Here is a 25,611-nt window from a genome sequence, read left to right as displayed (position 1 = left end):
GGTTCAGCCGCGCAACTGTTTGAGCTTGCGGTACAGCGTCGCCCTGCTGATGCCCAGTGCTTCGGCGGCAGCCGACACATTGCCCTGGTGGCGCGCAAGGGCGCCACGGATCAGCTCCAGCTCGTTGTCCTTGAGGCTGCCGGAGGGCGCCGAGCCGCTGGCCAACTCGTCCAGTAGGCAATCGGTGAGGTGGTCCAGCGTCAGCACCTGCTCGCCGTTCTCGCGCATGGCCAGTGCCGTGCGCACCACCATTTCCAGCTGGCGGATGTTGCCTGGCCAGTCGAAGCCTTCGAGCAATGCCGCCAACGCCGGGTCTAGCGTGACGCCACGGGCATCGGACTTGTCCAGCAGGCCTTGAATGATCGCCGCCAGGTCGTCACGCTCGCGCAGCGCCGGCAGGCGCAGCGACACGCCGTTGACCCGGTAGTACAGGTCTTCGCGGAAGTGCTGCTCCTGCACTAAACGCTTGAGGTCGCGGTGGGTGGCGCAAATCAACGCCACGTCGATGTCCTGCTCGTCGCCGGCACCCAGCGGCGCCACACGGCGCTCTTGCAATACCCGCAATAGGCGCGCCTGCAAGGCCAGCGGCATGTCGCCGATTTCGTCGAGGAACAGTGTGCCACCATGGGCCTGCATCAGCCGCCCGACCATGCCGCCCCGGCGGGAGCCTGTGAAAGCACCCTCGCGGTAGCCGAACAGCTCGGACTCGATCAGCCCTTCGGGGATGGCCGCGCAGTTGACGGCCACGAACGGTTTGTCGGCACGCGGGCTGGCCTGGTGCAAGGCTCGGGCGACCACTTCCTTACCGGTACCGGTCTCGCCCAGCAGCAGCACCGGCAGGCCATTGCCCAACCCTTGGCGGGCCATGCGCAGGTTGCGCGCCAGCCGTGGGTCACCACCGGCCAGCGCGTCGAGCGCGGGCGACTGCTTGCTCAGCGTCGGCTTGCTTGCCGGCGTACTGCCATTGACCCGGCCATGGCGCGGCAGCTGCAGGGCACGGAAGTAGAACTCGCCCTTGGCGGTTTGCACGCTGCTCACGCCGCCCTGCCACAGGCGTGCAATAAACGCAGGTGAACGCTCACCGAGCAGGTCCGTGCTGCGCCGGCCAATCAGCTCCTGGCGCGCCACCTGCAGCAACTGGCAGGCACTGTCGTTGGCGGCCAGCACTTCACCGTCCAGGCTCAGCGCCAGCAGGCCATGCCAGGCACTGTTGAGGTACTGCGGACGGCTGTGGAAGGCCAACACCAGTTGGTCCGGGTGGCACAGGCCGAACATGCGGCTTTCGATGTTGCCAGCGGCCAGCATGAGTGTCGACAGGCTGTCCTGCGGCTGCGCCATCACCCCTTCGCGGGTAATGTCGAGCACACCGATCACCTCGCCACGCGGATCGCGCAGAGGCACGGAAGTGCAGGAGAACGGGCTGAGGCGGTCGAGGTAGTGTTCACCGCAGTTGATCAACGTCGGCCGGCCTTCCACCACGGCGGTGCCGATGGCATTGGTGCCGCGCAGCGATTCGCTCCAGCAACTGCCGGGATGCAGGTCGCGCAGGCCCTCGCGGCTGAGTACGTGCGTCTGGCCTTCGATGGCCAGGACGTTGGCCTGGGCGTCGCCGAGGATGACGATACCGGCCTTGCCCTGGCGGGCGACCAGGTAGTCCAATTCGGGGGTGACGGCGTCGACCAGCAAGCGGTTGCGCTCCAGCAGCATGCGCAGGTCGTGGCCCTGTTCCAGGCCCAGGCCGACTTGTTCGCCTTGCAGGCAATCCAGGCCATGGCCTAGGCTGCGCCGCCAAGAAGCGTCGATTTCGTCGCGCAGCATGCCCAGCGGCAACTCGCCTTCGCTGGCCAGTTTCAGGCGGGCCTGGCGGGATTCGTGCAGCGGGTCGTGGGCGTTTGTTATTAGTTGTCGCGCCATTTTCTACTCCGGCTGTGCCCCGCAAGGTGGCGGGGTACGGGCTTGGGAATTTTCCGCAGTGTGCGGGAGAAATGGCTGGGCGTCATCTGGTTGATGGGTTGGGGGATGGCTGGGGGTGTATGGCTTGGGTTTTCGGGTGGGGCGGATATCGAGCGCCGCCCGCGCGGCGCATCGCGAGCTACGCTCGCTCCTACGTTTGTTTTTGGCCAGTAACGCCTGTGCCAGGTGCGCGCGACCGCCTTGTTTGTTCGACGCGATATTGAGCCGTGTGCCAAGGCATTCGCGCGCAAATCCCACAGACATAATTGGCCCGAAACAAACGTAGGAGCGAGCGTAGCTCGCGATGCGCCGCGCGGGCGGCGCTCGATCTCACAGGCGCCAAACCTGTATAGGCGTGCACCTGGAGGCCCATACGCAGGCCCCGAGCCAGCCCTCAAAAACCCTGCATCTGTACCGCCTTCCCTCGCCCGGTCAGCTGCTGCCTTTCAACCCCATCCAGCAAAGCCTCCACCACCGCCTTTGCCGAATCCAGCCCATGGTCATTGCTCAACAACAGATCACGACAAGTCCCCTTGGCCAACTCCAACGCCTTGAGGTTGGTCGCAAACGCCCCCTAGAGCAGCGTGGACAGATGCACCAGCGCATCTTCGTAGTCCACCCCTGCACGCACGGCAAACAACGGCGGATGGCTGCATTCACAAGTCGAAAAACTGGAGGACGCCGTGGTGGCGCGTACGGGAGGATCAGGTAAGCCTTTTGTCATTGTGTCGCTCCTTGATTCACTGGAGCCGCCACAGATCGCTACCAAACGAAGTGGTGACGGCTGTACGCAGGTTGGTAGACCGGGAATCAAGGAAACCGGCGCGCACGGAGGCGCCCTACGCACAGCCGCCATAAAACGAAACAGCCGGGCACAAAAAAGCGCCAACTGTATCGCAGAGCGGGCGCTTGTGCGCCTTGATTGATCGCGGGCTACCAAACCCGGCTGCTGGATTGACAGCAGCGGGCAAAGACTACCGAGGTCAGGGAAGGGTTTCAAGCTGAGGGCATTTGTCGTAACACTTCTGTCAACCGCATTGGCCTCTTCGCGGGCAAGCCCGCGAAAAGGCCCTCAAGATAGATCACGGCTGGAGGTGTCGATACCCAGGTGGTGTCGTCGGCGATGATGCCACCCTCCAGCTTCAGGTTGGCGGACTGCAGCGGTGGCAGCTCGACCATGATGTCCCTCCGACATTAGGCTTTTTCTGTGAGGCGGGGATGAAACGGATTGTTATTGCTTACTCCCAGAGCGTACCGGCCTTTTTTCTGCTACTGAGGGTACTGAAAGTTGTGAAAGCCCCGAAAGTTCTGATTTCCACGAATATCCTGCATATTCTGGAAGCCCTGAAAACTCTGGAAGTTCTGAAAACCCTGGAAGCTCTGAAAACTCTGATTACCCTGAAAACTCTGATAACCCTGATAACCCTGATAACCCTGAAAAGTCTGGAAGCTCTGAAAGCCCTGAGATCCCTGAGATCCTTGATAGCGCTGCGAATGAGACCCCGGATTTTTGACAAACGAATTTCTACGAACAAGATGGCCGTAAGTTGTTTCCAGCACTTTTACTTTATTAAATACTGATTCACGAATCCGGTAGCTTTCTTTGACGCGTCTATCAGTGCCACGCCAGAGGTTAACGACTTCCGCTCCCGCCTTCAGTTCTTTGAAATTTTTTACATATACTCCAAACACGTGCGGAGTTGACCCATCCCGTTCACGACTACTTGTTCTCCTTGCATAATGCCAAGCCAATTTTCTGTCTTGCGTAAAGTAAAACCCCTTGCCATGATGAACCGTAGGACGTGACTTGAGCTGAACGCCACTTAACAACGAGCTTTGATGTTTTAGCGTACTACCATGATACCCTACAAAATCATAGCCTGGGGGCACTGGGCCATGCCCGCTGGGATCTTTTAAATTTATTGGATCCCCTTGGCAATATCCATATGAATTCAATCCACCGTACCCGAACGGACTTACACTGTCCGGAGAACCAAATCGCATCAGAGCAGGGTTAAATAATCGATAACCGCTCCCAAGCAGATAACTACAGGTACACGGGTCTAGTCGCTCGCCGTTAAAACCGAGCAAACTCGTTGACCGAGGAACGAAACCATAAGGCGAATAAGGAAAAGCACCAGACATCGGTCTGCCACGTGACGTGTCAAATAACGTTCCTAGCGTAGGTGTCACGATGATTCCCCACCTCCAGCTTTACACAAGATAATCATGGCTAATGGTAAAAATTTCTACTGGCAAAAATGTTAGGCTCAGGAGCGGCCTTGTGTCGCAAAATGCCTCACCCACGTCGACCGCACCGGTGCCGTTCAACCTGTTTCACGGCTGCTGATTCTGGCTCAAATACTTGTCCACCGTGGCCTTGCCATCCCCCGCATCCCCGGCCACCTGCCACAACCGCCGCTCGATCCCCTGCGCCAGCAAATGCCCCACCGCCGCCTCGATCGCCGACAGCACGCACAGCTGCGCCGGTTCGTTGGTGGTGTAGCCCACCTCGGCTTCCAGCAGTTTCTTGAACTCGATGAACTTGAACACCCCGGCGCTGCGGCCAACCGAGTAGATGGTCTTGCTGGTCATCACGTTGGCCAACACCTGCCCGGTGCGCACGTCAACGGCACGCAGGTTCACGGTCACCTGGTCCACCCGATACTCGCGGGAGATGTCTATCCCCAGGTAACGAGCCCCCTCCCCGCCGCTGCGTACGTTGGTGTCGTAGGCAATGATGCCGCCTTCGAGCATCAGATTAGCGGCCTGCAGCGGTGGCAACTCGCCCATGATGTTTTCCGCCACATCAGGCTTTTTCTGCGAAGCCCGGATGATCTTGCGTTCGGTCAGCAGGTTCTGCAGGCCTTCACGCTCCAGCACCACGAACCAGCCGCTGGCGCTCAGGGCGTCCATCAGCATGCTGGCAGCACCCTGGGTGACACTGGTGGAGAACGAGCTGGCCGGGGTCGGCTTGTACTGCCCGGTCTGGTCGCGGAAGCCGTAAACCACGGCCATCAGCCGGCCTTTGGGGCGTGGCATGTTGATCAGGTCGTAGTAAGTCGAGGCCCGCGGGGTCAGGGTCGGGGTTTCCGAGTCCTGTTCGGCCGACATGGGTTCGCGCAGGCTGCAACCCGTTTGCAGGCCAAGGGCGGTGAGGATCAGCAGCGTGCTCAGCAGACGATTCATGGTGTTCTCTCCCCAACATAAAAGCCCTTCCCTCTCAGGGGTTCAGGCCGCTGACCTCAATGATCGAAATTTCTCCTGTGGCGCGATCGGTGACCTTGATGCTCAAGGCCCCGGAATCGTCGATGACGTCGATGAGAAACGCATCGGTCGCCATGCTGCCGGTGCTGCCGTTGCTGATGTTGTCCAGCAACTGCGACAACATCCGCGACTCCAGCTGGTTGCTGAAGCGCTCCAGGGCTGTGGTGCCGGTAAAGGCCGAGGCACGGTCCTTGAGATCGGGGTCGTCGTAGTCGTTCTGCGCCTGGGCGTTGTTCAGCAGCCAGGTGCCGTTCAATGGGTTGCCGCCAAACGCCGGGTTGACCGGGGTGTACACCAGCTCGGTGGCCTGGGCAGCAAAAGCGCTGGCCAGCAGGCAGGCGGCGATGCAACGTGGAATGCGGTGGTTCATAGCTCGTCCCTCTCCAAGTCGGTGGTGTCCTGCAGCAGGCGTTGCAGCTTGCGTTGAATGATTTGCTGCTTGACCAGGTCGGCGGCGGCAACGGCCTCGTCTTTCAGTTCGGTGGTGTTTGGTGGCAGGAAGCGGCGGTACATCACCTCACGCTCGAATTCCACCGTCACCAGGCTGCCCCAGCGGGCATCGGGGCGTTCGCGTACCACCAGGTTGAAGTCCAGGCGGCTGGTGGCGCGCAGGCGGTCGGCGAAGTAGTAATAAAAGTCGTGGCCGATGTGCGAGATGGTGTTGTCGACGATAAAGCCTTGCATCTCGTCTTCATTACCGGCCTTGGCCGAGGTGGCCAGCAACAGCAGGCTCAGGCACAGCGCTGCCAGGCTGTTCATGGCGTGTCTCCCGGGCCGCTGTGGGTCTGCACACCGCCGGCACTTTCGCTGAAGGCCTGCTCGGCGACGAACTGCCAGTCGCTGTAATGCTCCAACCCCTCGAAGCCTGTCCATTCGGCGCTGAAGCCACTGCGTTTGAATGGGGTGGCGTCCGAACGGCTGTGCACGCCGGTGATGCGGCCGTCGATCGAGCGCAGCAGGCCCCACTCGTCGCTGTTGGTGATGGGGTCGGGGTACAGCCTGCGAATGTGCCGCCTGGCCTGGGGGAAACGGTTGTCCTGCAACAGGTCGGCCAAGTCCTGCGGGTACTGGGCCAAACCCGGCGAGGCGCGATAGTAGCTGCGCAAGGCCTGGGCGTACTGGCTGCCCACCCACAGCAGTTGGCGTTCGCGGTCACGCTGGGCGGCGCTGGCCCAGATCGTGCCGGTAGCGGCCAGTGCCACGCTGCTGACCGCAATCAGCAGCAGCACGCCCAGGTAGGTGAAGCCGCTTTGGGCCTTACCATTCAGCGAAGAGGCTGCCATCACGCGCCCTCCCTGTGGCACCGCTCTTGATATCGGCCACGCCGCCGGCCACGCCTTCGGGTGGTGGCACCAACTGCCAGGCATCGCTGCGTTCGGTAATAGGGTCGACCGGGGTGTTGCGCAGGTAGCGTTGCTCCACCAGTTGCTCCAGCGAGTCCGGGTAATGGCCGGTGTCGCCGTAGTAGTGGTCCAATGACTCGCGCAGCACCGCCAGGCTCTGGCGCAGGGTGGCCTCGCGGGAGCTTTCCAGGCTGTTGAAATAGCGCGGCATGGCGATGGTCATCAGCGTGGCGATGATCGCCATGACCACCAGCAGTTCGATCAGGGTGAAGCCTTTGCTGCGTTTCATGGCTGTCACCATTGCCCGTAAGGGATGCTGTTGAGGCCTTTGCCTCGAGCCCTGGAGTACACGTCGAACACGTCTTCGCCTTCGCGCGGGTTGTCGGGGCTGCTGTCGTAGGCGCGCAGGCCCCAGCCGCCTTCGTCTTCATCCTTGGCCGCCACCAGCGGGTCGTGCGGGATGCGCCGCAGGAAGTAGAACTTGGCGCCCTTGGCACTGCGCACATCGCGCACGCCATCCACCAGTACCTGCAAGTTCGGCGGGTAGCCGCTGGCATCCAGGCGTTTCTCGATGTAGCCGGCGTCGAAGGCCCGCTTGTAGGCGTCGATGGCATCGCGAATCTGGTACAGCGCCTCGCGCAGTTGCTGCTCCTTGCCACGGCGCACCACGGTTTCGGTCAGCGGCGCGGCCATGCTGGCCAGCAGCCCGAGCAGTGCCAGGGTCAGCACCACCTCGATCAGGCTGAAGCCGTGCATACGGCGCCGGGTTTTCATGGCCGTGGGCTCCCGTTGACCGGGGCGACCGCCATTTGGCTGTCCACGACCGGTGCGTCGGTGGTTGGCGCATTGCCAGGCACGTCCATTGGTGGCAGCGGGGCCATCTGGCGTACCTGCATGGCCGACTCGGTGCCGGTGGAGAACTCCATGTCCGACGGGCTCTGGTACGGCAGGTTGCGCACGATGCGCGGGGTGATCGCCAGCACCAGCTCGCTCTTGCTCATGTCGTCCTTGTTGCTGCCGAACAGCCGGCCCAGGCCGGGGATGTCGCCAAGCCCGGGGATTTTGTTGCCGCTGGCGTTGTGGTCATTGCGCACCAGGCCTGCCAGTACCTGGGTTTCGCCATCGTGCAGGCGCAGGCTGGTCTGCGCGTTGCGGGTGTCGACCTGGACCGGAATGGTGCCCTGGCGGGTGGCTTCCAACGGCGTGGCGTTGCTCACTTCCAGCGCCACCTTGATCGCCACTTCGTTGTTCAAGTGCACGGTGGGCTGTACTTCAAGCTTCAAACCGACGTCCAGGTAGGTGACGCTTTCGGTGATCACCGGGCCCTGGGTGGACGGCACCGAGGTGGCGCTTATGATCGGCACCCGCTGGCCGATGTGGATGCGTGCCTGCTCGCGGTTACTGACGCGGATCACCGGGCTGGCCAGGGTGTTGATGTCCTTGTCCGAAGCGTTGATCTTGGCCTGCGGCGCCGGCGAGATGCTGATGCGGCTGGAGTCGATGCCCTTGAGCTGGTCGAGCACGCTGACCGGTTTGCCGTCGTTGCTCAGCACGCCGAAGGTGTTGGGCCATTGCAGGCCGAGGTCGAGGATGCGCGAGGTGGCCACTTCCATCACCTCCACCTCCAGCACCACCTCGGGGTTGGACTGGTCCTGCGATTGCAGCAGCTTCTCGGCCATGCGCACGGCATCCGGGGTGTCGCGCATGGTCAGGGTATTGAGGCGCTCGTCGACGAACACGTCGCGGGTCTTGAGCATGGTCTTGACCATGTTCAGCGCGGTGTTGGCGTCGATGCTGGTCAGGTAGAACGTGCGCATGACCAGTTCCTGGTAGTCCTTGGTCTTCTGTGGCGAGTCGGGGTAGACCATCACGGTGTTGTCGTTGACGATCTTCTGGCGCAGCTGGTTCTGCTCCAGCAGCAGGGCCACGGCGTCTTCGATGCGCACTTCACGCACGAAGATGGTGGCTTTCATGTCCGGGCGCAGGTCCTTGTCGAAAATGAAGTTGATGCCGGCGACCTGCGACAGCACCTCGAAGATGGTCTTCAGGTTGGCATCGCGAAACTCCAGGGTCACCGGCCGCTCCAGCTTGCTGCGCAACTGCGGGTATGGCTGTGCTGTGCGCGCCTGGACGTTTTCGATGTCGCTGCGCAGGGTCATGCCCTTCTGGTTCTGCGGGTCCAGGCGCAGCACTTCGCGCATGTAGCGCTCGGCACCGAACAGGTCGCCCTGGCGCAGCGCGGCCTGGCCCAGCGCCACGCGCTCGTCGAGGGTGCGGATCAGTTCCAGCTGGCGGATGCCTTCCTGGGCGCGGCGGTTGTTCGGCTCCAGGGTCAGCACCCGGCCATAGCCCATGCGGGCATTGGCGAAGTCGTGGCGGATGCGGTCGGCGTCGGCCTGGGTGATCAGCGCCTCGACTGCCGCCTGACGGCTGTGGGCCAGGGCGATGTTCAGCTCGGTGTCGCGTGGGTCATCGCGCAGGGCTTCTTCCAGGCGAGCAATGCCGGCCTCGTACTGGCCCTCTTTCATCAACTGGTCGCTGTCCTTGCGTACCGCGCTGGTACCGCAGCCGGCAATGGCCACGCACAGCGCCACGAGCAGGAACGGAGCAGGCTTGCACAGCTTCGACGACTTCATGGTGCGCTCCCGACAGACAAGGTCTGCGACTGGTGCAAAGGCAGGTAGACCAGGCTCAGCTCACTGGCCGAAACCCGATCGAGGCGATAGGTGTCTTCGATCACGTCGCCTTGGCGCACGACGTAGAGTTTTTCGCCGCTCTGCAAGAAGATCTGCAGGTCGTCGCGGTCACCCATGCGGCCGATGAATTCGAATGGCAGTGCCGGAGCGGTTGGCGCTGGCACTACTGCTGGCGCGGCAACCACGGGTTGTTCGGTGACGGTGGCCAGGGCTTTGGGCTTGGTCCACTGCTGGGTGGGGAACAGGTCTCTGGAGGCCTGGTCCGGCCCTTTCGCGGCCAAAGCCGCACCCGCAGAAGCGGCGCTGCCCGCAGTCTCTGTGGGAGCTGGCTTGCCGGCGACCGGGGCCAGCGCGTCTTCTTGGCCGAACCAATGGCCGGGTGCCCAGGCCAGCGCTGCGCTCACGCCGAGGAAACCGGCCCAGATGACTGCACGTTGAGTGTTCATCACGACCTCGACAGGTAAAGGGTCATGCGCAGGCGGGCATTGAGCTCGCTGTCGCCAATGCGTTTGCGTTGCAGCTCGAGGTCTTCCAGCACCAGGGTCGGCAGTTGCTTGAGCAGGCCCTTGAGGAAGCCGCGAATCTGCGGATAGCTGCCGCGCACCGGCAGCACGATCTGGTAGCGCGCCAGCTGGGTCTTGGGGTCGATGCCCAGGGCGTACTCACCACGGGCCAGGCTGATGTGCTCGGCGCTGGCCAGGTGATACAGGCGCTCGATCAGCTCGCTGGCCTGGGGCTGCCCCGGCAGTTGCTGACGCAGGCTGTCCAGGGCCTGCTGTTCGGGTTTGACGGCAATTTTCAGCTCTCCCCGCTTGACCCGCCCTACCTGCACGCTGGCGTCCGCTTCGGTGGCGCGCAGTTCGCGCACGTCCTGCCATTGCGGCAGCACCCCGGCACAGGCCACACCAATGGCCAGCAGGCCTACGGCCACCGCCGCCAGGCCGACCGGGCCGACACTGCGCAGGCGCTCCTGGAGGATCAGGCTGTTCAGCGATTCAAGGGCGCGCATGGCCGGTCTCCCAAGTGGCGGTGAGGGTGAAGCGCACGGGGTGCTCAGGCTGTGCGGCCAGCACCTCGTGGTTGAGCAGCGATACATCGCTTAGCTCGTCACTGGCTTCCAGGCGCTGGTGGTACTGCAGCATCGCTTCGAGGTTGCGTGCCTCGGCGGCAATGCGCACCTGGCCCTTGCGTGCATCCGGGGTCAGGCCAAGCAACGCGACATCGTCCTGGGGCATGGCTTCGAGCATGGCGAACAGCTGCTGCCAGGGGCGTTGCAGTTGCTGCGACACACTGCGCATCTGTGCCAGACGCTCGGCTTGCTCGCGGCTGGCAGCGCTGTTTTGTGGCGCTACGGTGGCCGGACGGCGGCCCAGTTGCAGCTCAAGGCTGTGCACGCTGGCCTCCAGGTCGACCTGCTCGGCCTGCAAGCTGTGTTGCAGCAGCACCAGGCCTACGACCACGGCGCTGCCCAGAGCAAGCAGCGACCAGGCCAAAGGGCTGGTGCGCCGGGGCTGGAATTCCAGGTCGAGGCGGCGCATGTCAGGCCACCGCCCGCCACATGGCGCACAGCGGGTCGGCTTCGCTGGCCGGCTGGCACAGCTGCACCGCCGCCAGTTGCGGCACGTCGCCCCGGCCTGGGGCATGCAGGTACACCCGTGGCAGGTGCTCGCCGTACAGCTCGCAGGTGCGCTCGATCAGCGCTTGCAGGGCCTGGTCACTGTCGGCACAACCTTGCGCCAGCACTTGCTGCCAGGCCCCACCTGCAGCCAGCAGCAGCACGCTGCGGCGCGGTTCGGCCAGCACGAACAGGAAGTCGCCTTGCTCCAGCTGCGGCGAGCAACGGTTGTAGGCGGCCATCAGGTACGGCTGCACCGAACGCAGGTTCAGGCGGCTTTCCCGGCCCAGCGCCTGAAGCCGTTGCAGCAGGGCTTCGGGCAGCGCCGTGGCGATGCGGGCAGCACCGGCAGGCTCAGGCGACAGCACGATGCGCCAGTCGTCCAAGGGCTGCCCGTAGAGGTTTTCGAAGCAGGCCCGGGCATAGGCATCCAGTTCGCGGGGGTGGCCGATGGCATCGCTCCAGGGCACCAGGCAGAAGCGGCTGTAGCGGGCCGACAGCAATACCCGCAACTGGGCGCCACGTACGGCATGCTCGGCCAGCAGCGCGGCCAGTGCATCGACGGCGGCTGCCCAGGCCGGTTGGGCGGCATCGCAGCTGAACTCACGGCTACCCAGCCATTGGTGGTGGTTATTGTGCCAGCGACCCAGGCCGACACCCTCGGCGCCCAATACAGCGCAGAAACGATCAGATGAATGTGACACGGTTGATCTCCTCAAGGGTGGTACGGCCATCGCGGACCAGGTCCAGGGCCGAGGCCCGCAGCAGGCGCAGGCCGCGCTGGCAGGCAAGCGTCTTGATTTGCGCCAGGGGGCGGCGCTCCACGATCATTTGCCGCAGGTCGTCGTCCAGGTGCAGCAGTTCGGCAATGGCGCTGCGGCCGCGGTAGCCACTGCCCCGGCATTGGCCGCAGCCCTGGGCGCGCACGAAGGTCCAACCGGCTACGGCCTCGCGGGTCAGGCCCGAGCCATACAGGGTGTCGTCATCGTGTTCGCAGGCCGTGGCGCAGTGCGGGCAGGCCAGGCGAATCAAGCGCTGGGCCAGCACTGCATTGAGCGCGGAAACGAAGCTGTAGGGGTCGACCTGCATCTGGCTGAAGCGGCCGATCACGTCGAATACGTTGTTGGCGTGGATGGTGGTGAACACCAGGTGGCCGGTGAGCGCCGACTGCACGGCAATCTGGGCGGTGTCGGGGTCGCGGATTTCGCCAACCAGGATCTTGTCCGGGTCATGGCGCAGGATCGAGCGCAGGCCACGGGCGAAGGTCAGGCCCTTCTTCTCGTTGACCGGGATCTGCAGCACGCCGGGCAGTTGGTACTCGACCGGGTCTTCGATGGTGATGATCTTGTCCACGCCGTGGTTGATCTCGCTGATCATGGCGTACAGGGTGGTGGTCTTGCCGCTGCCGGTGGGGCCGGTCACCAGGATCATGCCGTAAGGTTCGGCGGCCAGCCGGCGCAGGGCGCGCAGGGTTTCGTCGGCAAAGCCCAGGGCTTGCAACTGCACGCCGCTGACCCGGTCGGACAAGTCCTGCTTGTCGAGCACCCGCAGTACGGCGTCCTCACCGAAGATGCTGGGCATGATCGACACCCGAAAGTCGATTTGCCGATCGCCCACGGCGACCTTGAAGCGCCCGTCCTGAGGTACGCGCTTTTCGCCGATGTCCAGCTCGGCCATGACCTTGATCCGCGAAATCACCTGGTCGGCAAAGGCGCTGCCGCTGGCTTTGCCGGCACCGTTGAGCACGCCGTCGATACGGTACTTGATGGTCAGGCCCTGGCCGGTCATGCCCAGGTGGATGTCGCTGGCGTGCAGCTTGAGCGCATCGTACAGGGTGGAGTTGACCAGTTTGACCACGCGGCTTTGGTCTTCGCTGATACTGGCCAGTGACAGGCGTTGCAGCGGGTCGCTTTCGCTGCTGGCCTCGGGGTCGTGGTCCAGGGCATCGACTGCATGGAAGCTTTCTTCGTGCCGGGCCAGAAAGGTGGCCAGTTCGGCGGCGTGGGCCAGGTACAGCGGCGCGCCTTGCAGCACATCGTCGATCCAGGCCAGGCGGGTGTGGTCGAAGGGGTCGGCGAACACGCCCAGCAACTGGCCGTTTTGCTCGATCAGCACGAATTCGCGCTTCAGGCACTGGGCCAGGGACACCTTGTCGAAGCGTGGGTTGCTGGCCAGCAGGGTGTGGCTGTCCAGTACCGGGTAGTGCAGGGTCAGGCCCAGGCGGCGGGTGAAGGTATCGGGGGTGTCGCAGGCCAGGCGTTCCAGGCAATTGAGCAGGCGCTCATCACTGGCTTGCAGGCGGGCTTGGGCCAACAGGTCGCGGGGGTAGGCTGATACTGCTGCATCGAATGCTTCTGACATGGCCTGCGACTCCGCTCAGGGGCGCGTCGCAGGCTGGCTCGGCCAGGGGTGCGGGCGCCGCTATTCCCCTGTGAGCAGTTGATCGTCGTCGGGCCCTGGCGGCTTGACGCCATTACGGCGGCGGTCGGCCAATACCCAGCTTCCATCGTACAACTGCAGGGGGAACGATTCGTTCCTGTTCTGGCGTCGTTCGACGAACCCTTCTGCCGGGTTGTCCGTGGCCCTGCGCCGGCGCTCGATGCCCATCAGGTCGAAGATTGCACGGGCCAGTTCCACCAGTGGGAACGGCTTGAACAGGACATGACTCACACCCAGTTCGGCGGCCCGCTCACGCACCTCGACGGTGGGATGGGCGGTAATCAGCACGAAGTGGCATTGCCTGTTCTTGCGTACAGCCTCCAGAACCTGAAAACCCTCCATGTCGGGCAAGCGGTAATCCAGCACAACTACTTGCGGTGCCAGGCTTTCAGCCTGTTCGATACCACTGGCACCGTCGTGGGCAACATGAACTTCCAGGCCTTGCGCCTGCAGGTACGCTTGCAGGTTCTGCGCAAGAGTCTGTTCGTCATCGACTACCAATACTCTGTTCACCAAGGTCGACTCCTAAAAACTGCCCGGTTACCCGGTCTGCGAAGTGCGCCCTTAACAAGGCTTGAGCAGGCTTCGTGCCAGGCGTGAATAGTCATGTTGCACCGCTGTAAGTCACTGATTTGCCAAGGGTGCCGGCCAGCACCCGAAATACGCTGAGCACGCGCACCCAACCGGTTCCCCACAAGCGGGGGGAATGATGGCACATTGCCAAACCTTAATTCCCCAGCATTGGGGGAAACGCCATCGTGGGCCTCAGTCGGCGATCTCCACTTTAGCGGATTCGCGCAAACGTTGGCGCACGGATTGGCGCGCCTGCGCCTCGCGTTGACCGATGAGCGTAGCCCTGGCCAAGACCAGGCCCTGTTCGCGTATGACCGAAGGGTTATCACTTTGGTTCTGCGCTCCTTGCAGTCTTTCTTTGTTGGCATCATAGAATGCCTCCACTTCGCCCTGGCTCGGCGCGTCGACTGCGCTGAGCTGGGCATACACCTGCTGGGCTGCCATGTCCTGCCGGGTGTATTCAGTGTACTGTGCCCTATCGAAGCCTGCCTCTGCCAGCCGCCGTTCGAAAACCGCCGGGCTGCCAAAGGCTGCTTCCACTTCACCGACGTGCGCCGACACCCGTTCATCGCTGACGGCAATGCCTTGGCGTTGCGCTTCCTGCCACAACAGCTCCTTGTCGATCAGTTCGTCCAGCGCCTGGTCACGCAGGCGCTTGTACAGGCCTGGGTTGCGGATACTGGTCACCGCACGGCCCTGGGCGTCCAGGTACTCGCTGAAGTAGCGCTCCAGGCGCAACAGCTCGATCTCCACACCATTGACCCGCGCCGCCGGCACATCGGCCCAGCTCGCCCTGGCCAGCACCAGCAACAGGCACAACAATACGATACGCATGGCAACCTCCGCTCAGGGGGTGTCCGGCACAGGCCGGTACGGTGTGACCGCAGTAAAGCGTGGCCCCGGCAGGGCCACCGCCACCACATGGGCCCCGGCCATGCCCTGGCGGCGGCCGGGGCCGAAGCCCAGCGCCGGGGTCAGGCCGGTAGGCACATCGTGCAGGCCTTCCAGCGCAGCAATCAGCTGCTCGCGGCTGGCATCACGGCCAATCTGTTTCAGCGCTTCACTCAACAGCTGCAACGCGCACAACGTGTTGACCTGCAACGACGCCTGGCGTGGGTCCAGGCCCTGGCGCTGCTGCAGCCCGGCGAGGGTTGCCAGGCCTTGCTCGGTCCAATCCTCCGGCACGTAGGGGTAGGCCAGAAACAGCCGTTGCGACCACTGCTCGGGCACGCGTGCCACCGCACCGGCCACTTGGCTGGAAGCGGCGAACAGATAAGGCTGGCGGCCCGCCGCCTGCAACGCCGCCGCCAACTCGGCGAAGGCCTGGGCGCGGCCAAGGAAGACGATGCCCTGCCCGTCCACCGCCTGGCCGTCGAACGCCTGGATGGCCGGTGGCGCCCAGCCTTGCTGCAGCAAACGCTCGCGCACCTGCTCGGCCAACGCGGCCTGTTCGTTGCCGGCATACACCACGCGCAGCTCATCCGCGGCCAGCCCCAGCGTTGTACGGGCATGGCCTGCCAGGCTCAGCAGTTGCTCGGGCAGGCCGGGTAGCGGGTCGAAGATTTGTGCGCTGCCGCCGCTGCGTGGGGTGCTGCCAATCAGCGGTACGTTCTGTGGCGCCAACAAGGTCGTCAGGCGCTGGTCGAGCATCGGTGCCAATGGCGTGACCAGGGCGAACACCCGCTCTTGCTCCAGCAACTGGTGCAAGGCGCGTTCGGCGCTGGCGGGATCGAAACCTGGGTCAAGCACTACCAGTTCCAAGCGCCGGCCGTGGATGCCGCCTTGCTGGTTGAGCTGCGCCAGGCCATCTTCCAGCACGGCCTGTATCACTTGCCCGGCTTCGGCCAGCGGGCCGCTCGCGGGCAGCAAGGTGCCCAGGCGCAGCACACCCTCCTCCACACCTGGGTCGCGTTCCTGGGCTAGCCGCTTCAGATAGGCGGTGAGGTTGCGCTGGTCGGCCAGGGTCAGTTCGAAGCGTGGCATGGCCGGGTCCAGGCGGTTGCCTGCCGGGTCGACGCCATGCTGGATGGCGCGGGCCAGGCTGCTGTCGGTATAGGCAGGGTAGCTGCGGCCGTTGGCCTCGCGTGTGCCCTGGCCGAGTGCCAGGCGTTGCCAGTCGAGGCTGGGCGGGCGCACACCGCCTTCGGCGCGGCCACGGCCGTCGTTGCCATGGCAGCTGGCGCAGGGCAGTACGCTGGCGGGCACCGCCATATCGCTGGCGCCGACCCGCGCTTGCAGCTGGGCGTCGCTGCTGGAGACACCTTCGCGGTACAGGCGTTTGCCGGCTTGCTCGTGGTCGGTGAGGTCCAGTGCAGAGGCAAAAGGCGACATGCCCAGCAAGCATGCCAAGCAGATCGCAAGCCCTGTGGGAGCGGCCTTGCGTCGCAAAAGGAGCGCGCAACGCTCCCCACTTTCGGGGTCAAGGCTGCCAGTGCTGGGGCTGCTGCGCAGCCCTTTGGCGACGCAAGGCCGCTCCCACAAAGGCTGCCCCCTCAGAGGTTGACTCCACAGGGAACGCACCATGGCAATCACCGGCCTGCCAGTGGCTGAGCCAACAGCTGCATGCGCTGGGCAATCGCCGCCGGTGGCGCATCCGGGCGGATCTTGCTCCAGCGTTTGCCGGCCACGTCACCGGCAATCAGCTGAGTCGAATGCTGCTCAGGGCTGGGCAGGAACTGCCCTATACGCCCCAGCACCAGGTCGACATTGGCCTTGTCGCCGGTCAAGAACAGCCAGTTCGGCCCATCCACGCCCTGCTTCTCGGCGAACGCCTTCAATGCCTGCGGGGTGTCGTTCAGCGGGTCACTGCTGATCGACACGAAAGTCACCTGGCTGGCCAGCTGCGGCCCCATCGCTTCGCGCACTTCACGCAACTTGCGGGTAATCAGCGGGCACGCGTCGGTGCAGTGGGTGAAGATCACGTTAAGCATCACCACCTTGTCCTTGAGCACGTCGCTGTAAAAGCGCAGCTCGCGGCCATTCTGGTCCTTCAACACCGTGTCGGTGAACCAGGTCTGGGCATCACGGGTGCCGCCACCACTGGTCATCGCCTGCGGCGCCGGCTGCGGCTCGGGGGCCTGTGGCGCATGGCCTTCGTGGGCGAAGGCCACCGAGGCCAGAATCCACAGGCAACCACCCAGCACCAGCCAGTCGAACCCGCGCATGCTTGCGCGGCGGGAGCTTGCAGTGCTCATGGTTGCACCTCGTGACGGTCGGCAATGGCAGTGCTCTTGGCATGCACCCGGCGGGCGCTGAGGCGGTTGATCTCTTCGATCAGTACCGCCGGGTCGGTGAAGCCGTAGTAACGTGTCCAGTGCCCACTGCGCCCGTCACCCACCAGGATCAGCGGCGGGTGCTGGCTGAGGTCGGCACTGAAGCTACCCAGGCCCTTGAGGGTCTCGGTGACGGCGTACGGGGTGCCGGTCAGCCAGCTCCAGCCCGGCCCCTTCTGGAAGGCCTTGGCGTAGTCTTGCAGGCGCTTGGCATCGTCACGCTGAGGGTCGACGCTGATCGACACCATGTGGATCTCCTCGCCTACCCGGCCACCCAGCTGCTGCTGGACCTTGCCCATGATCGACGACACCACCGGGCACACCGTGGTGCAGCTGGTGTAGATGAAGCCCATGACCACCAGGTGGTCGCTTACCAGGTCTTTCTCCAGGCGTACCGGCATGCCGTCCTGGTTAAGCAGCGAAACATCGGCAAAGCGCACGCTGGTCTTTTCCTGGCGAGCCGCTGGCGGTTGCGCGCCATGGCCGTCATGGTCGTGACCGGCGTGGGCAAGGGCCAGGTTGCTGGCAAACGCCAGGCTCAGGGCCAACAGTGTGAAAGCATGCTTGGCGTTCATCGCACATTCCTCACGTCAGTCTGGGAAGCGTTGGTCGCTGCAGCCGGCAGGACGCGCAGGCTGGTGTAGTTTTCTTCGGCAAACTTGCGCCCCAGCGAGGGCGACTGCACATGCAGGTACCAGGCGCCGGCTTCAGGCAGGTTCAGCGCCGCCTGATACACACCCTCGCCCACCTCTTGCAGCTGCAGGTTGCGCGGCATCGACGATGGCGCCAGAAAGTAGCGCAGGCTCAGGTCGTTCAGGCCCAGGCGTGGCTGGCCGTCGTCGCCGACGATACGCACCCGCGCGGTAAAGTCGCTGTGCTGCGGCAAAGGCTGGTCGAGGCCGATGAACTCGGCACGCGCGCCCTTGCGTTTGCTGGCATTGGGCGCTGCGGCCACATCGGTGCTGAAGCAATGGATGATCTGCGGCTGGTTGAGCAGGAAGGCCACGTCGAACTTGCCGGCGGCGGGCAGCTTCACGGTCGAGCCATACACCCCAGGCGCCACTTCACGCAGGCTGCGGTCGACGACGATGGCCGCGCGGGCCTGGTGGCCACGGTTGTTGTAGCCGGACATTGGCGCGTTCATGCCTTCGGCGTAGAAGTAGGTGGTGTTGTCCACCGGGTTGACCACGAACACCGAGTTGTCATCGCGTGACACCGACAGCCCCTGGGCCAGCGGCAGGTCACCTGCCTGGCGCGGCGCTGCCGGGCCGGCCTCGAAACCTTGCACGATCGGTGCACGCCCCTCGCCCAGGCTGGACAGGTTGATCATGGTGACCTTGGGCGAAGCCAGGCCACGTATGTAGGCATAGCCCTTGGTGAAGGTCAGCTGGTACGGTTCGGCCGCCACCGGGATGTGGTGGATCAGCTTGTCGGTACTGGCATCTATGACCAGCGCCTGGTTCTCCAGGGTATTGAGCACGATGCCGTAGCGGCCATCGCTGCTGAAGCGCATCGGCCCCAGGCCCTGCTCGGCCTTGACCGTGTGGCGCAGCTGATGGCTGCGGGCGTCGAAGACCCGCACGCTGCCCTCCTCGCCATCGACCACGTAGACGGCCTGGGACAGCGCCGAATAGCTGACCGAGAGCGGGTGCGGGCCAACCTTGATGGTCTTGGCCAGGCGCATTTCCGGGATGTCGATGACGCTCAGGGTGCCGCTGTCGCGGTTGCTGACGTAGGCATAGCGCGAGTCAGCGCTGAAGGCGATTTCGTGGTGCCCGGTGCCGGTATTGAAGCTTTTCAGGGTGTTGCGCCCCGGCACGTCGATCACGGTTACCCCGCCTTTGGCCGGGTCGCTGCTGTTGTTGCCAACCCACAGCCGGTGTTGGTCCGGCTGCAAGGCCACGCGCAGCGGCTGGTCGCCGGCGTCCAGATCGGCGACACGGGTGAAGGTTTCGGTGTCGATCACCGCCACCTTGCCGCGCTCGGGGATCGACACGAACACCTGCTTGTCGTCGCTGGTGGCCACCCAGTCCATGGGCCGTCCGGGCAGGTCGATGCGGGCCATGGTGCTGGTCACGCCGCCCACCGACACAGTCGGGTCGATCACGGTCAGGCTGGCGTCCTTGTTCAGCATCAGCAGGAAGTAGCTGTTCAGGTCGAGCAGCGGCCGGGCCCCGATGCTGCTCTTGAGAAACAGCGCGACCCGCGCCTTGCAGCTTTGCTCGCGGTCACCCAACGGGGCCGACTGCGCGGGGTCGATCCACGCCCCTGGGGCCATGCCCGACAGCGGCTGGCCACTGCTCTGGTCGCTGAGCTTGAAACGGATGTTGGCGAAGCTGCCTTCCTTCAGCTCCCCGCCGGCCAACGGTCGGGCTTCGAACTCCACGGTGACGCCGTCCCGGCTGAGCCGGTGCAGGGCCTGCGGGTCGGCAGGTTCCTGCAACAGCTCGCGCGGGTCGCACCAGAGCTTTTCATACGCCACGCCCAGGCCAATCAGCGCCACACCCAACATTACCCCCAAGTAAGCAGGGCGAGTCTTTTTGTTCATGCTCGCGCTCCTTTTCCGTCACTGCGCCGGGGCCGTTGCCGGCGGCGCTTCGTTGGTCACCCGCAAGATTCCCCACAGCCCCGAAAGGTTGCCGTAGGCGGCGTAGTCGCGGAACAGGTAGTCACCCGCCACCGCGTTGGCACCGCCGGCACTGGGCAGCATGAAGCTGAAGTGCGCCGCTGGCAGTACGCTTTCCTGCGCGCCGATGTACATGGCCATCGGGTTGTTGCCGAAGCGCACCGAACCGATACCCGGCAGACTCATCGGGTAGCCGTCCACATCACTCTTCTCGGCTTGGTAGTTGTGCAGTGGCCATATGTGCCCGTCCAGCTGGTAGACCATGCCGCGGCTGCCCCCACTGGGCATCACGATATGGTTGCGCACGGGCTGACCAGGCTTGGCGTACAGCACCGGGGTCTGCGGGTCGCCACCGACCAAGGCGTTGGCGTACGCCATGTGGGCGTTGGGCACATCACCAAAGCCCAGGCCATTGGCGCGGCCGAATGGCGAGTCGGGGGCCATGCCGAAGCGCAGCCACAACGGCTCGGTCTTGTAGTTGACCGCCATGTTGCCGTTGTCCTGCGGGTCACCGGCAGCGCCGTTGCCTTCGGTATTGATGCCTTCTACCGGGCGACCATCGGCCCAGCGCATGTTCAGCGCACGTTGCCACACCGTGACGAAGTCGCGGTAATCTGGCTGGCCGCTGACCTTCACCGTGGCCTGGGCACGGGTGGCGGTGTCTTCGGTCCAGGTGGCGGTTTGCGGCAGAATGCTCATGGCGCCCACCAGGCCTTTTTGCGGCTGCTTGATGAAGTCCGACGGGGTCAGGTTGAGGCCGCCGAACTCGATGGCCGTGGTGTTGATGTTGTCCACGGTGCGGCCAAGTTGCGACACCGGTTTGCCTTCACGCTCCAGGTGGCCGGCGTAGTACTGGTACACCTTGGTTGGGTAGGCGCCGCTGGTGCCGGCACGGGGTGGCACGGTCTGCACCGGGTTCAGGCCAACGTTGGCACCGTCTGACTTGGTGATGTCGTAGGCCAGCAACTGGGCATGCAGGCCCACGTGGCTGGACGGCCGCATCAGGTTGTTGGCGAAGGCGGTGGAGCCCTCGCTACCGAAGCGGTCACGCTTGACCACGTTGTGCATCACGGCGGTACTTGGCAGGTCTGGCATCACCAGTGGCAGGCGGTTTTCCAGGGTGATGCTGATGCAGTCGCCAGCGTTGGCGCGCAGTACCAGCGGCTCTACCGGGACACCTGCCTTGAGCTTGCCAGTGCTGGCATCGAGGTCGGCCTTGCGCACATACAGGATCGCGGTCGGGTCATGCAGCGGTGCACTGTGACCACCGATGGTGAAAGGTTCCCCATCTTCGGGGTCTACCCCACTCACCAGCGGGATGGCGGTTCTACGGCTGTTGAACACCAGGGTGCCGCCGTTGGCCTTGAGCGCGCCACCCACGTGCTGGCCGATGCCCGCCGGGTCGTTGATGCTGACGCCGTTGCGGTTTTCGAGAATGTCGTTGGCCAGGGCCGCGACAATCTCATAGTTGCGCTTGACCGTGGTGCGGGTGCCGATGCCGTTGGGGTTGGCCGTGGTTTTCGGGCAGATGCCGTCAAAGTTCACGGTGTTGCGCATGGCCACCGGTTGCGGGTTGTTAGGCAGCGCAAACAGGTCGGCACGTTGCACGGTGTAGTTGCGCATGATGCCCCATATACCGTTCCAATAGCCTTCCAGGGCGGCGTCCAGCGAATACAGGTAGTCGCCGTTGGTGGCTGCGGAACTCGAGATCATCGACACCGGCGCCATGAAGCCCAGTTGCTCGGAAATGCCGATCATCTGTGATGACTTCCAGCCCGAGTTGGAGCTATTGCCGAAGCCGGTACCGTTCTGCAGCCATTTCACGCCATGCAGGGTGACGTTGTGCTCTTCTTCGTGGCCCCCGGCGTGCATGCGCAGACGCACGTTGTCACCGGAGTAGGTGCGCAGCAACGGGGTGAATGGGTCGCCCGGTTCGGCGCCAGCCTTGTTGATGTGCGGCGGGAACAGCGTGGTGCCGCCGGTAGGGCCAACCGCCGAGGTGATCGCTGAAGGCGACAGGTTCATCGCCGGGATGGCGCGGTCGGTACGGGTTTGCAGGGCATAGCTGAGGTCGCCGGCCAGACCGTCGGCCTGCATGCCACGCTTGCCGTCCGGGCCGACCTTGTTCGGGTCGTACACGCGCAGCGCCAACGGTTCGTTACGGTAGTTGACGACGAACATGCCTGGGTCGTCCACCGAGATCGCCTGCGGGCATGGCCGGCTTGGGCAGCCAGGGTTGATACCGCCACGTTCTTCGACGATGGCTTCAAGCAGGTTCGACGCCTTGCCGCGCACTGGGGGGTTGATGGCGTAGCGGAAGCTGTCAGCGGTGGCAGGGTACGACTGGGCATTGGGGATGCCGTCTGGCCCTGCGCCCACGTAAACACCCGCTTCATAAGCATGCTGGAAGTCGCTGTACTCCAGGAAGAACTCGCGGTAGCTATCGTTCTTGCCATCGCCATCGTGGTCGCCGGTCTGGATCACTGCCTGCCACGAGGTCGGGCCGCCATCCTGGCGCGTGGCCGGGTTGTACAGCTGCTCACCGGTTTCGGCGTGGTACCAGGTGGAGCCAGCGGGTTCGGCCAGCACCGTGGCATACAGGCCCAGTTGCTGGTGGGTCGATGGGCCAAGGTGGTCATGGGTGAAGATGGTACCCAGGCCACGGTCGACGTTGTACACGTTCACCAGCGGGTCGGCGAACCAGCGCTGCATGGCAGTGCGTGCGCCCAGCCAGTCGGCGCGGCCGAAGCGGCCGAAGTACGGGTGCTGCTTGGCTTTCGGGCAGGCAGCGGTACCGTCGCGGCTATCGCCCTCGGTGCAGCCGTTGTAGGCACGGATGGCATGTACGCGCTCGACCACGCTGCCGGGCGAGAGAATGCCGTCTTCGTAGTTCCAGCCGTTGGCCGAGCCATCGGCAGCGGTCAGGTCCCATTTAGGCAGGTGGATGTGCTGGCCGATCACGTCGGTCGGGGTGCGCACCTGGTAGTCGTCCATCTCGTAGATGTTCGGGATCAGGTTGGTGTGCTGGTACATGGTGCAGTCGAAGGTGTTCATGCGCATCACCAGTGGCTCTGGTGGGCGCTGCTTGGTAATCACCGGCCAGGCGTCTTCCCATAGGGCAATGATGCGTGCCTGTGGGAAGTGGTAGCCGACCTTGTTGTACACCGCGTCGAATTGAATATTGGCACCTTTGTAGATACGTGGGCGGTCGGCGGTAAAGGCCGAAGCGCCACGGAAGTTCAGGCCGGTAGGGCTCTCGCCGCTAAAGAACTCGCCCACGCCCGAAGACTGGGTCAAGCGTTTGCCACGGTCATCCATGCACGGTTCGTAGTACGGTGCGCCGGCGGTGGGCAAGGCACCGTTGGTGCGGAATGCCTTGGCCACGGGTTGGCTGCCAGGGATCAGGGCATAGCTGGGGTGTTCGGCCATGGCGTGGAACTGCATGGCAGCCTGCTCGACATCGGTGCCCTCTTCCGGTAGGTAGATGGGCTTGGCCTTGTGCACGACCTTGGTGAAGTCCAGCTTGGTGGTGGTGGTCTCGGCTTCGCCGCCGGCCGAAACGCCGTCCAGCGCGTGGCGACCAAGGCCACCGTCCCAGCCATCGACCTGGTTCGCATCCAGGTTGGCCCACAGGGCTTTGCCGCTGTCTTTCAGCTGCCGGGCCAGGGCCGGGTCGAGCATGTCCAGCGGCGGGGTGGGTGGGCGGTTGCCGACGCTGCTTTCCATGCCGCCGATCCAGAATGGGTAACCTGGGTTTTTCAGGGTGCCGTCGGCATTTCGGTTGGCTTCGGTACGATCGACCAATGCCAGCGAGCCGACAGCCTTGCGCACGGGGGGTTGGTTGGCGTGGTCGTCATCGCCCTCCTCATCGTCGTCATCATCGTCATTGGCAGCGACCAGCGTTTCGGAGAGTTTGGGTACCACCACCACTTTTCCAGGCATCGGTGCCATGGCTTTGCCCGGCAGCGGCACGATGGCCGGGATCGGCGTGCCGGCGACGATCTCGCCATCGGGTAGCGCCCGAGCGCCCGCTGCCGGTTTGCCGCTACGCAAGGCGAATGGCGTACTGTGGAAGCCATTCTCGCCCTGCCCACTCACCTCCAGGCGGGTGCCTTCTTCGAACACATCGTGTACCCGCCACATGGCCCACATGCCTTGGGCGAAATGCGGGTAGAAGTGGCAGTGGTAGATGGCATCGCCGGCCACCCGGTTGCGGTTGCCCGAACCACCGTTGGCGATCTCGTAGGTGTAGCCGACACCGGCGCCGATACCTTGGGCATCGATGTAGTCAGAGTTGTCGTCATTGGGGTTGAACAGCCACTGGTGGCCGTGCAGGTGGAAGATGTGCTGCTCATGCCCGTTGTGGGTGTTGCGGAACTTGGTGAAGTCGCCGATGTAGCTGTGGTGCACGTTGGCAGGTTCCGAGGGGTACAGGGCCATGCTGGCTTTGACCCCAACGGCACTGGCCGGCGGGACTTCGCCTGGGCGGATGTGCTCCAGGCCGACGTTGGCCGGCACATCCACCAGGGTGCCGATGTCGCCGACGGTATGGGCGCTGAGGAAGAACTCTTCGTAAGCGCACGACAGGCAGTCGTGCATCGGGCCCACCCCCAGGCGGTTGGCCACCACTTCGGCGCCCATGCCACCGGAGCCATAGTTGATCATGAAGGAGTCACGCGTCGGCTCCAGTACATGGCCCATCACAGGGTCCGCCCAGTAGCCGGGGAACGCCTGAGTGCCCGCGACCTCGTCGGCGAACTGCGAGGCGAAGTCGCGGAACGCCTCCAGGCGGTTGGGCAGCGCCGGGTTGCGCTTGCCCATGCTTTCCAGTGGGTAGGTCGACTTGGGGAAGCTGCCGTCGGGGTTTGGGCCCATGACGATGGCATCGGTTTCGCTGTTGATGATCTCGTTACCGTTGACCATGGCTATGATCGGCTTGCCGGCCTTGCCTTCAGCGATCCATGGTTCTACTTGCGGGTAACGCGCTTCGTAGTCGATCACCGGCTGGCCGGTGGCAGTACGGCCAGTGGTGGCCAGGCGCATTTCTTCTTCGGTGAGGGTGTTGCGGTAGGTGCGGCCAAGCTTGGGCACCACCACCACCTGGCCGAACAGGCCATTGGCAACGTTGCCCGCCGTGCCTTCACCGCCAAACGTGGCGGCTTTGCTGGTAGCGGCAAAGGCACCTTCGCGCTCGGCATACAAGGTGTAGCTGCGGGTGCTGCCGGGGCTGACGAAGAAGTTGCCATTGCGCCCGGTGTAGGCAGAAATGTCGGCGATGCTATTGACCGCCTGCATACCGTTGACCTGGAAGCCGACCATGCGCTCGGCCACCTGTTCGTCGGCAACGAAGCCTTCATCCGCTTCGTTTTCCACCTCTTCACCCTCGGGCCCCTCTGCCTCGATGCCGTGCTTGTTGGGGTTGGCCCGGTAATCGAGCAGGTTGGTCAGGTTGACCGTGAGGCAGTCACCGGCAGCCACGCGCAGCACGATCGGCCGTGGGCGCTTGTCCGGGCGCAGCGTAACCTTGCCGGGTACCGCAGCCCCGCCTTTGCTCAGCGGCACCTGCTTGTCGTCCACCACATCCTCGCGGAGCGCGAACAGCATGCCGTTGGCGTTTTGCGCACCAAGGCGGTTGAACATCAGGGGTTGGTCCAGTGCCACCACGTTGGCGACCAAGGTGCGCTGGCACTGCACGGCCGCCTCGCTGGTCGATTCCCAACCCAGCAGGGCCAGAACGAGTGATGACAGAAGGGGGCCTTTGCGTGGCGTAGTCATGCTGCACCTCCGGGACACAGGAACTCTGCGGGGAGCTGCAGCAAGGTGTATG

Annotated in this window: 22 protein-coding genes and 1 pseudogene; all 23 read right to left on the bottom strand. The window is 64.1% G+C overall.

Annotated features, from left to right (window positions below; all coding sequences use genetic code 11):
- Positions 1-3 precede the first annotated feature (3 nt).
- The 23 genes and pseudogenes from ACNQP3_RS12310 to mnxG all read right to left on the bottom strand — a co-directional run bounded on the left by ACNQP3_RS12310 (position 4) and on the right by mnxG (position 25,559).
- Positions 4-1,914 carry a sigma-54-dependent Fis family transcriptional regulator gene (locus ACNQP3_RS12310; protein WP_264317086.1) on the bottom strand — a complete coding sequence of 637 codons (1,911 nt, stop codon included), beginning with the start codon at positions 1,912-1,914 and terminating at the stop codon, positions 4-6.
- A gap of 433 nt (positions 1,915-2,347) precedes the next feature.
- Positions 2,348-2,593, bottom strand: a pseudogene (locus ACNQP3_RS12305) (hypothetical protein).
- 356 nt (positions 2,594-2,949) lie between these two features.
- Positions 2,950-3,132: a hypothetical protein gene (locus ACNQP3_RS12300; protein WP_012272109.1), complete on the bottom strand. Its 183-nt coding sequence runs from the start codon at positions 3,130-3,132 to the stop codon at positions 2,950-2,952.
- Between the two features lie 90 nt (positions 3,133-3,222).
- Positions 3,223-4,098, bottom strand: coding sequence for an RHS repeat-associated core domain-containing protein (locus tag ACNQP3_RS12295; RefSeq protein ID WP_264317084.1), 876 nt, complete (start codon positions 4,096-4,098; stop codon positions 3,223-3,225).
- A 192-nt stretch (positions 4,099-4,290) separates the two neighbouring features.
- A complete protein-coding gene (locus tag ACNQP3_RS12290; RefSeq protein WP_264317083.1) occupies positions 4,291-5,142 on the bottom strand; it encodes a CsgG/HfaB family protein in 852 nt (283 codons plus the stop codon).
- Positions 5,143-5,176: 34 nt separating this feature from the next.
- On the bottom strand, positions 5,177-5,590 hold the full coding sequence (locus ACNQP3_RS12285) for a curli assembly protein CsgF (RefSeq protein ID WP_012272106.1): 414 nt from the start codon (positions 5,588-5,590) through the stop codon (positions 5,177-5,179).
- A complete protein-coding gene (gene csgE, locus ACNQP3_RS12280) occupies positions 5,587-5,979 on the bottom strand; it encodes a curli production assembly/transport protein CsgE (RefSeq protein ID WP_012272105.1) in 393 nt (130 codons plus the stop codon). The genes ACNQP3_RS12285 and csgE overlap by 4 nt, the downstream gene beginning before the upstream one ends.
- Positions 5,976-6,503 (bottom strand): type II secretion system protein, encoded by a 528-nt coding sequence (locus ACNQP3_RS12275; protein ID WP_012272104.1) that lies wholly within the window; start codon positions 6,501-6,503, stop codon positions 5,976-5,978. Before ACNQP3_RS12275 ends, csgE begins: the two co-directional genes overlap by 4 nt.
- A complete protein-coding gene (locus tag ACNQP3_RS12270; protein WP_012272103.1) occupies positions 6,478-6,852 on the bottom strand; it encodes a type II secretion system protein in 375 nt (124 codons plus the stop codon). Before ACNQP3_RS12270 ends, ACNQP3_RS12275 begins: the two co-directional genes overlap by 26 nt.
- A gap of 5 nt (positions 6,853-6,857) precedes the next feature.
- Positions 6,858-7,337, bottom strand: coding sequence for a type II secretion system protein (locus ACNQP3_RS12265; RefSeq protein ID WP_012272102.1), 480 nt, complete (start codon positions 7,335-7,337; stop codon positions 6,858-6,860).
- The gene (locus ACNQP3_RS12260) at positions 7,334-9,199 is read right to left on the bottom strand and encodes a secretin N-terminal domain-containing protein (protein ID WP_012272101.1); all 1,866 of its coding nucleotides are present in this window, start codon (positions 9,197-9,199) and stop codon (positions 7,334-7,336) included. Before ACNQP3_RS12260 ends, ACNQP3_RS12265 begins: the two co-directional genes overlap by 4 nt.
- On the bottom strand, positions 9,196-9,705 hold the full coding sequence (locus ACNQP3_RS12255; protein ID WP_012272100.1) for a hypothetical protein: 510 nt from the start codon (positions 9,703-9,705) through the stop codon (positions 9,196-9,198). Before ACNQP3_RS12255 ends, ACNQP3_RS12260 begins: the two co-directional genes overlap by 4 nt.
- Positions 9,705-10,268: a type 4a pilus biogenesis protein PilO gene (gene pilO / locus ACNQP3_RS12250; RefSeq protein WP_179027293.1), complete on the bottom strand. Its 564-nt coding sequence runs from the start codon at positions 10,266-10,268 to the stop codon at positions 9,705-9,707. Before pilO ends, ACNQP3_RS12255 begins: the two co-directional genes overlap by 1 nt.
- On the bottom strand, positions 10,255-10,797 hold the full coding sequence (locus ACNQP3_RS12245) for a pilus assembly protein (RefSeq protein WP_179027294.1): 543 nt from the start codon (positions 10,795-10,797) through the stop codon (positions 10,255-10,257). Before ACNQP3_RS12245 ends, pilO begins: the two co-directional genes overlap by 14 nt.
- A gap of 1 nt (position 10,798) precedes the next feature.
- Positions 10,799-11,578 (bottom strand): hypothetical protein, encoded by a 780-nt coding sequence (locus tag ACNQP3_RS12240; RefSeq protein ID WP_012272097.1) that lies wholly within the window; start codon positions 11,576-11,578, stop codon positions 10,799-10,801.
- Positions 11,562-13,235: a GspE/PulE family protein gene (locus ACNQP3_RS12235; RefSeq protein ID WP_060494026.1), complete on the bottom strand. Its 1,674-nt coding sequence runs from the start codon at positions 13,233-13,235 to the stop codon at positions 11,562-11,564. Before ACNQP3_RS12235 ends, ACNQP3_RS12240 begins: the two co-directional genes overlap by 17 nt.
- Positions 13,236-13,295: 60 nt before the next feature.
- Entirely contained in the window at positions 13,296-13,829 is a 534-nt protein-coding gene (locus ACNQP3_RS12230) for a response regulator (RefSeq protein WP_041166482.1), read from the bottom strand.
- Between the two features lie 249 nt (positions 13,830-14,078).
- Positions 14,079-14,720: a SurA N-terminal domain-containing protein gene (locus ACNQP3_RS12225; protein WP_012272094.1), complete on the bottom strand. Its 642-nt coding sequence runs from the start codon at positions 14,718-14,720 to the stop codon at positions 14,079-14,081.
- 12 nt (positions 14,721-14,732) lie between these two features.
- On the bottom strand, positions 14,733-16,217 hold the full coding sequence (locus tag ACNQP3_RS12220) for an ABC transporter substrate-binding protein (protein ID WP_081337014.1): 1,485 nt from the start codon (positions 16,215-16,217) through the stop codon (positions 14,733-14,735).
- A 197-nt stretch (positions 16,218-16,414) separates the two neighbouring features.
- Complete coding sequence (locus ACNQP3_RS12215; protein ID WP_012272092.1) at positions 16,415-17,080, bottom strand: SCO family protein; 666 nt, start codon at positions 17,078-17,080, stop codon at positions 16,415-16,417.
- On the bottom strand, positions 17,077-17,733 hold the full coding sequence (locus tag ACNQP3_RS12210) for an SCO family protein (RefSeq protein WP_264317082.1): 657 nt from the start codon (positions 17,731-17,733) through the stop codon (positions 17,077-17,079). Before ACNQP3_RS12210 ends, ACNQP3_RS12215 begins: the two co-directional genes overlap by 4 nt.
- Positions 17,730-19,706 (bottom strand): cytochrome D1 domain-containing protein, encoded by a 1,977-nt coding sequence (locus ACNQP3_RS12205; RefSeq protein WP_012272090.1) that lies wholly within the window; start codon positions 19,704-19,706, stop codon positions 17,730-17,732. Before ACNQP3_RS12205 ends, ACNQP3_RS12210 begins: the two co-directional genes overlap by 4 nt.
- A gap of 18 nt (positions 19,707-19,724) precedes the next feature.
- On the bottom strand, positions 19,725-25,559 hold the full coding sequence (mnxG, locus tag ACNQP3_RS12200) for a manganese-oxidizing multicopper oxidase MnxG (protein ID WP_012272089.1): 5,835 nt from the start codon (positions 25,557-25,559) through the stop codon (positions 19,725-19,727).
- Positions 25,560-25,611: the final 52 nt, after the last annotated feature.

The organism is Pseudomonas sp. LFS074, from assembly GCF_047978165.1.
GTDB lineage: Bacteria > Pseudomonadota > Gammaproteobacteria > Pseudomonadales > Pseudomonadaceae > Aquipseudomonas > Aquipseudomonas putida_P.
The sequence above is the reverse complement of the archived record's forward strand: the minus strand, read 5'-3'. Positions and strand labels throughout refer to the sequence as shown.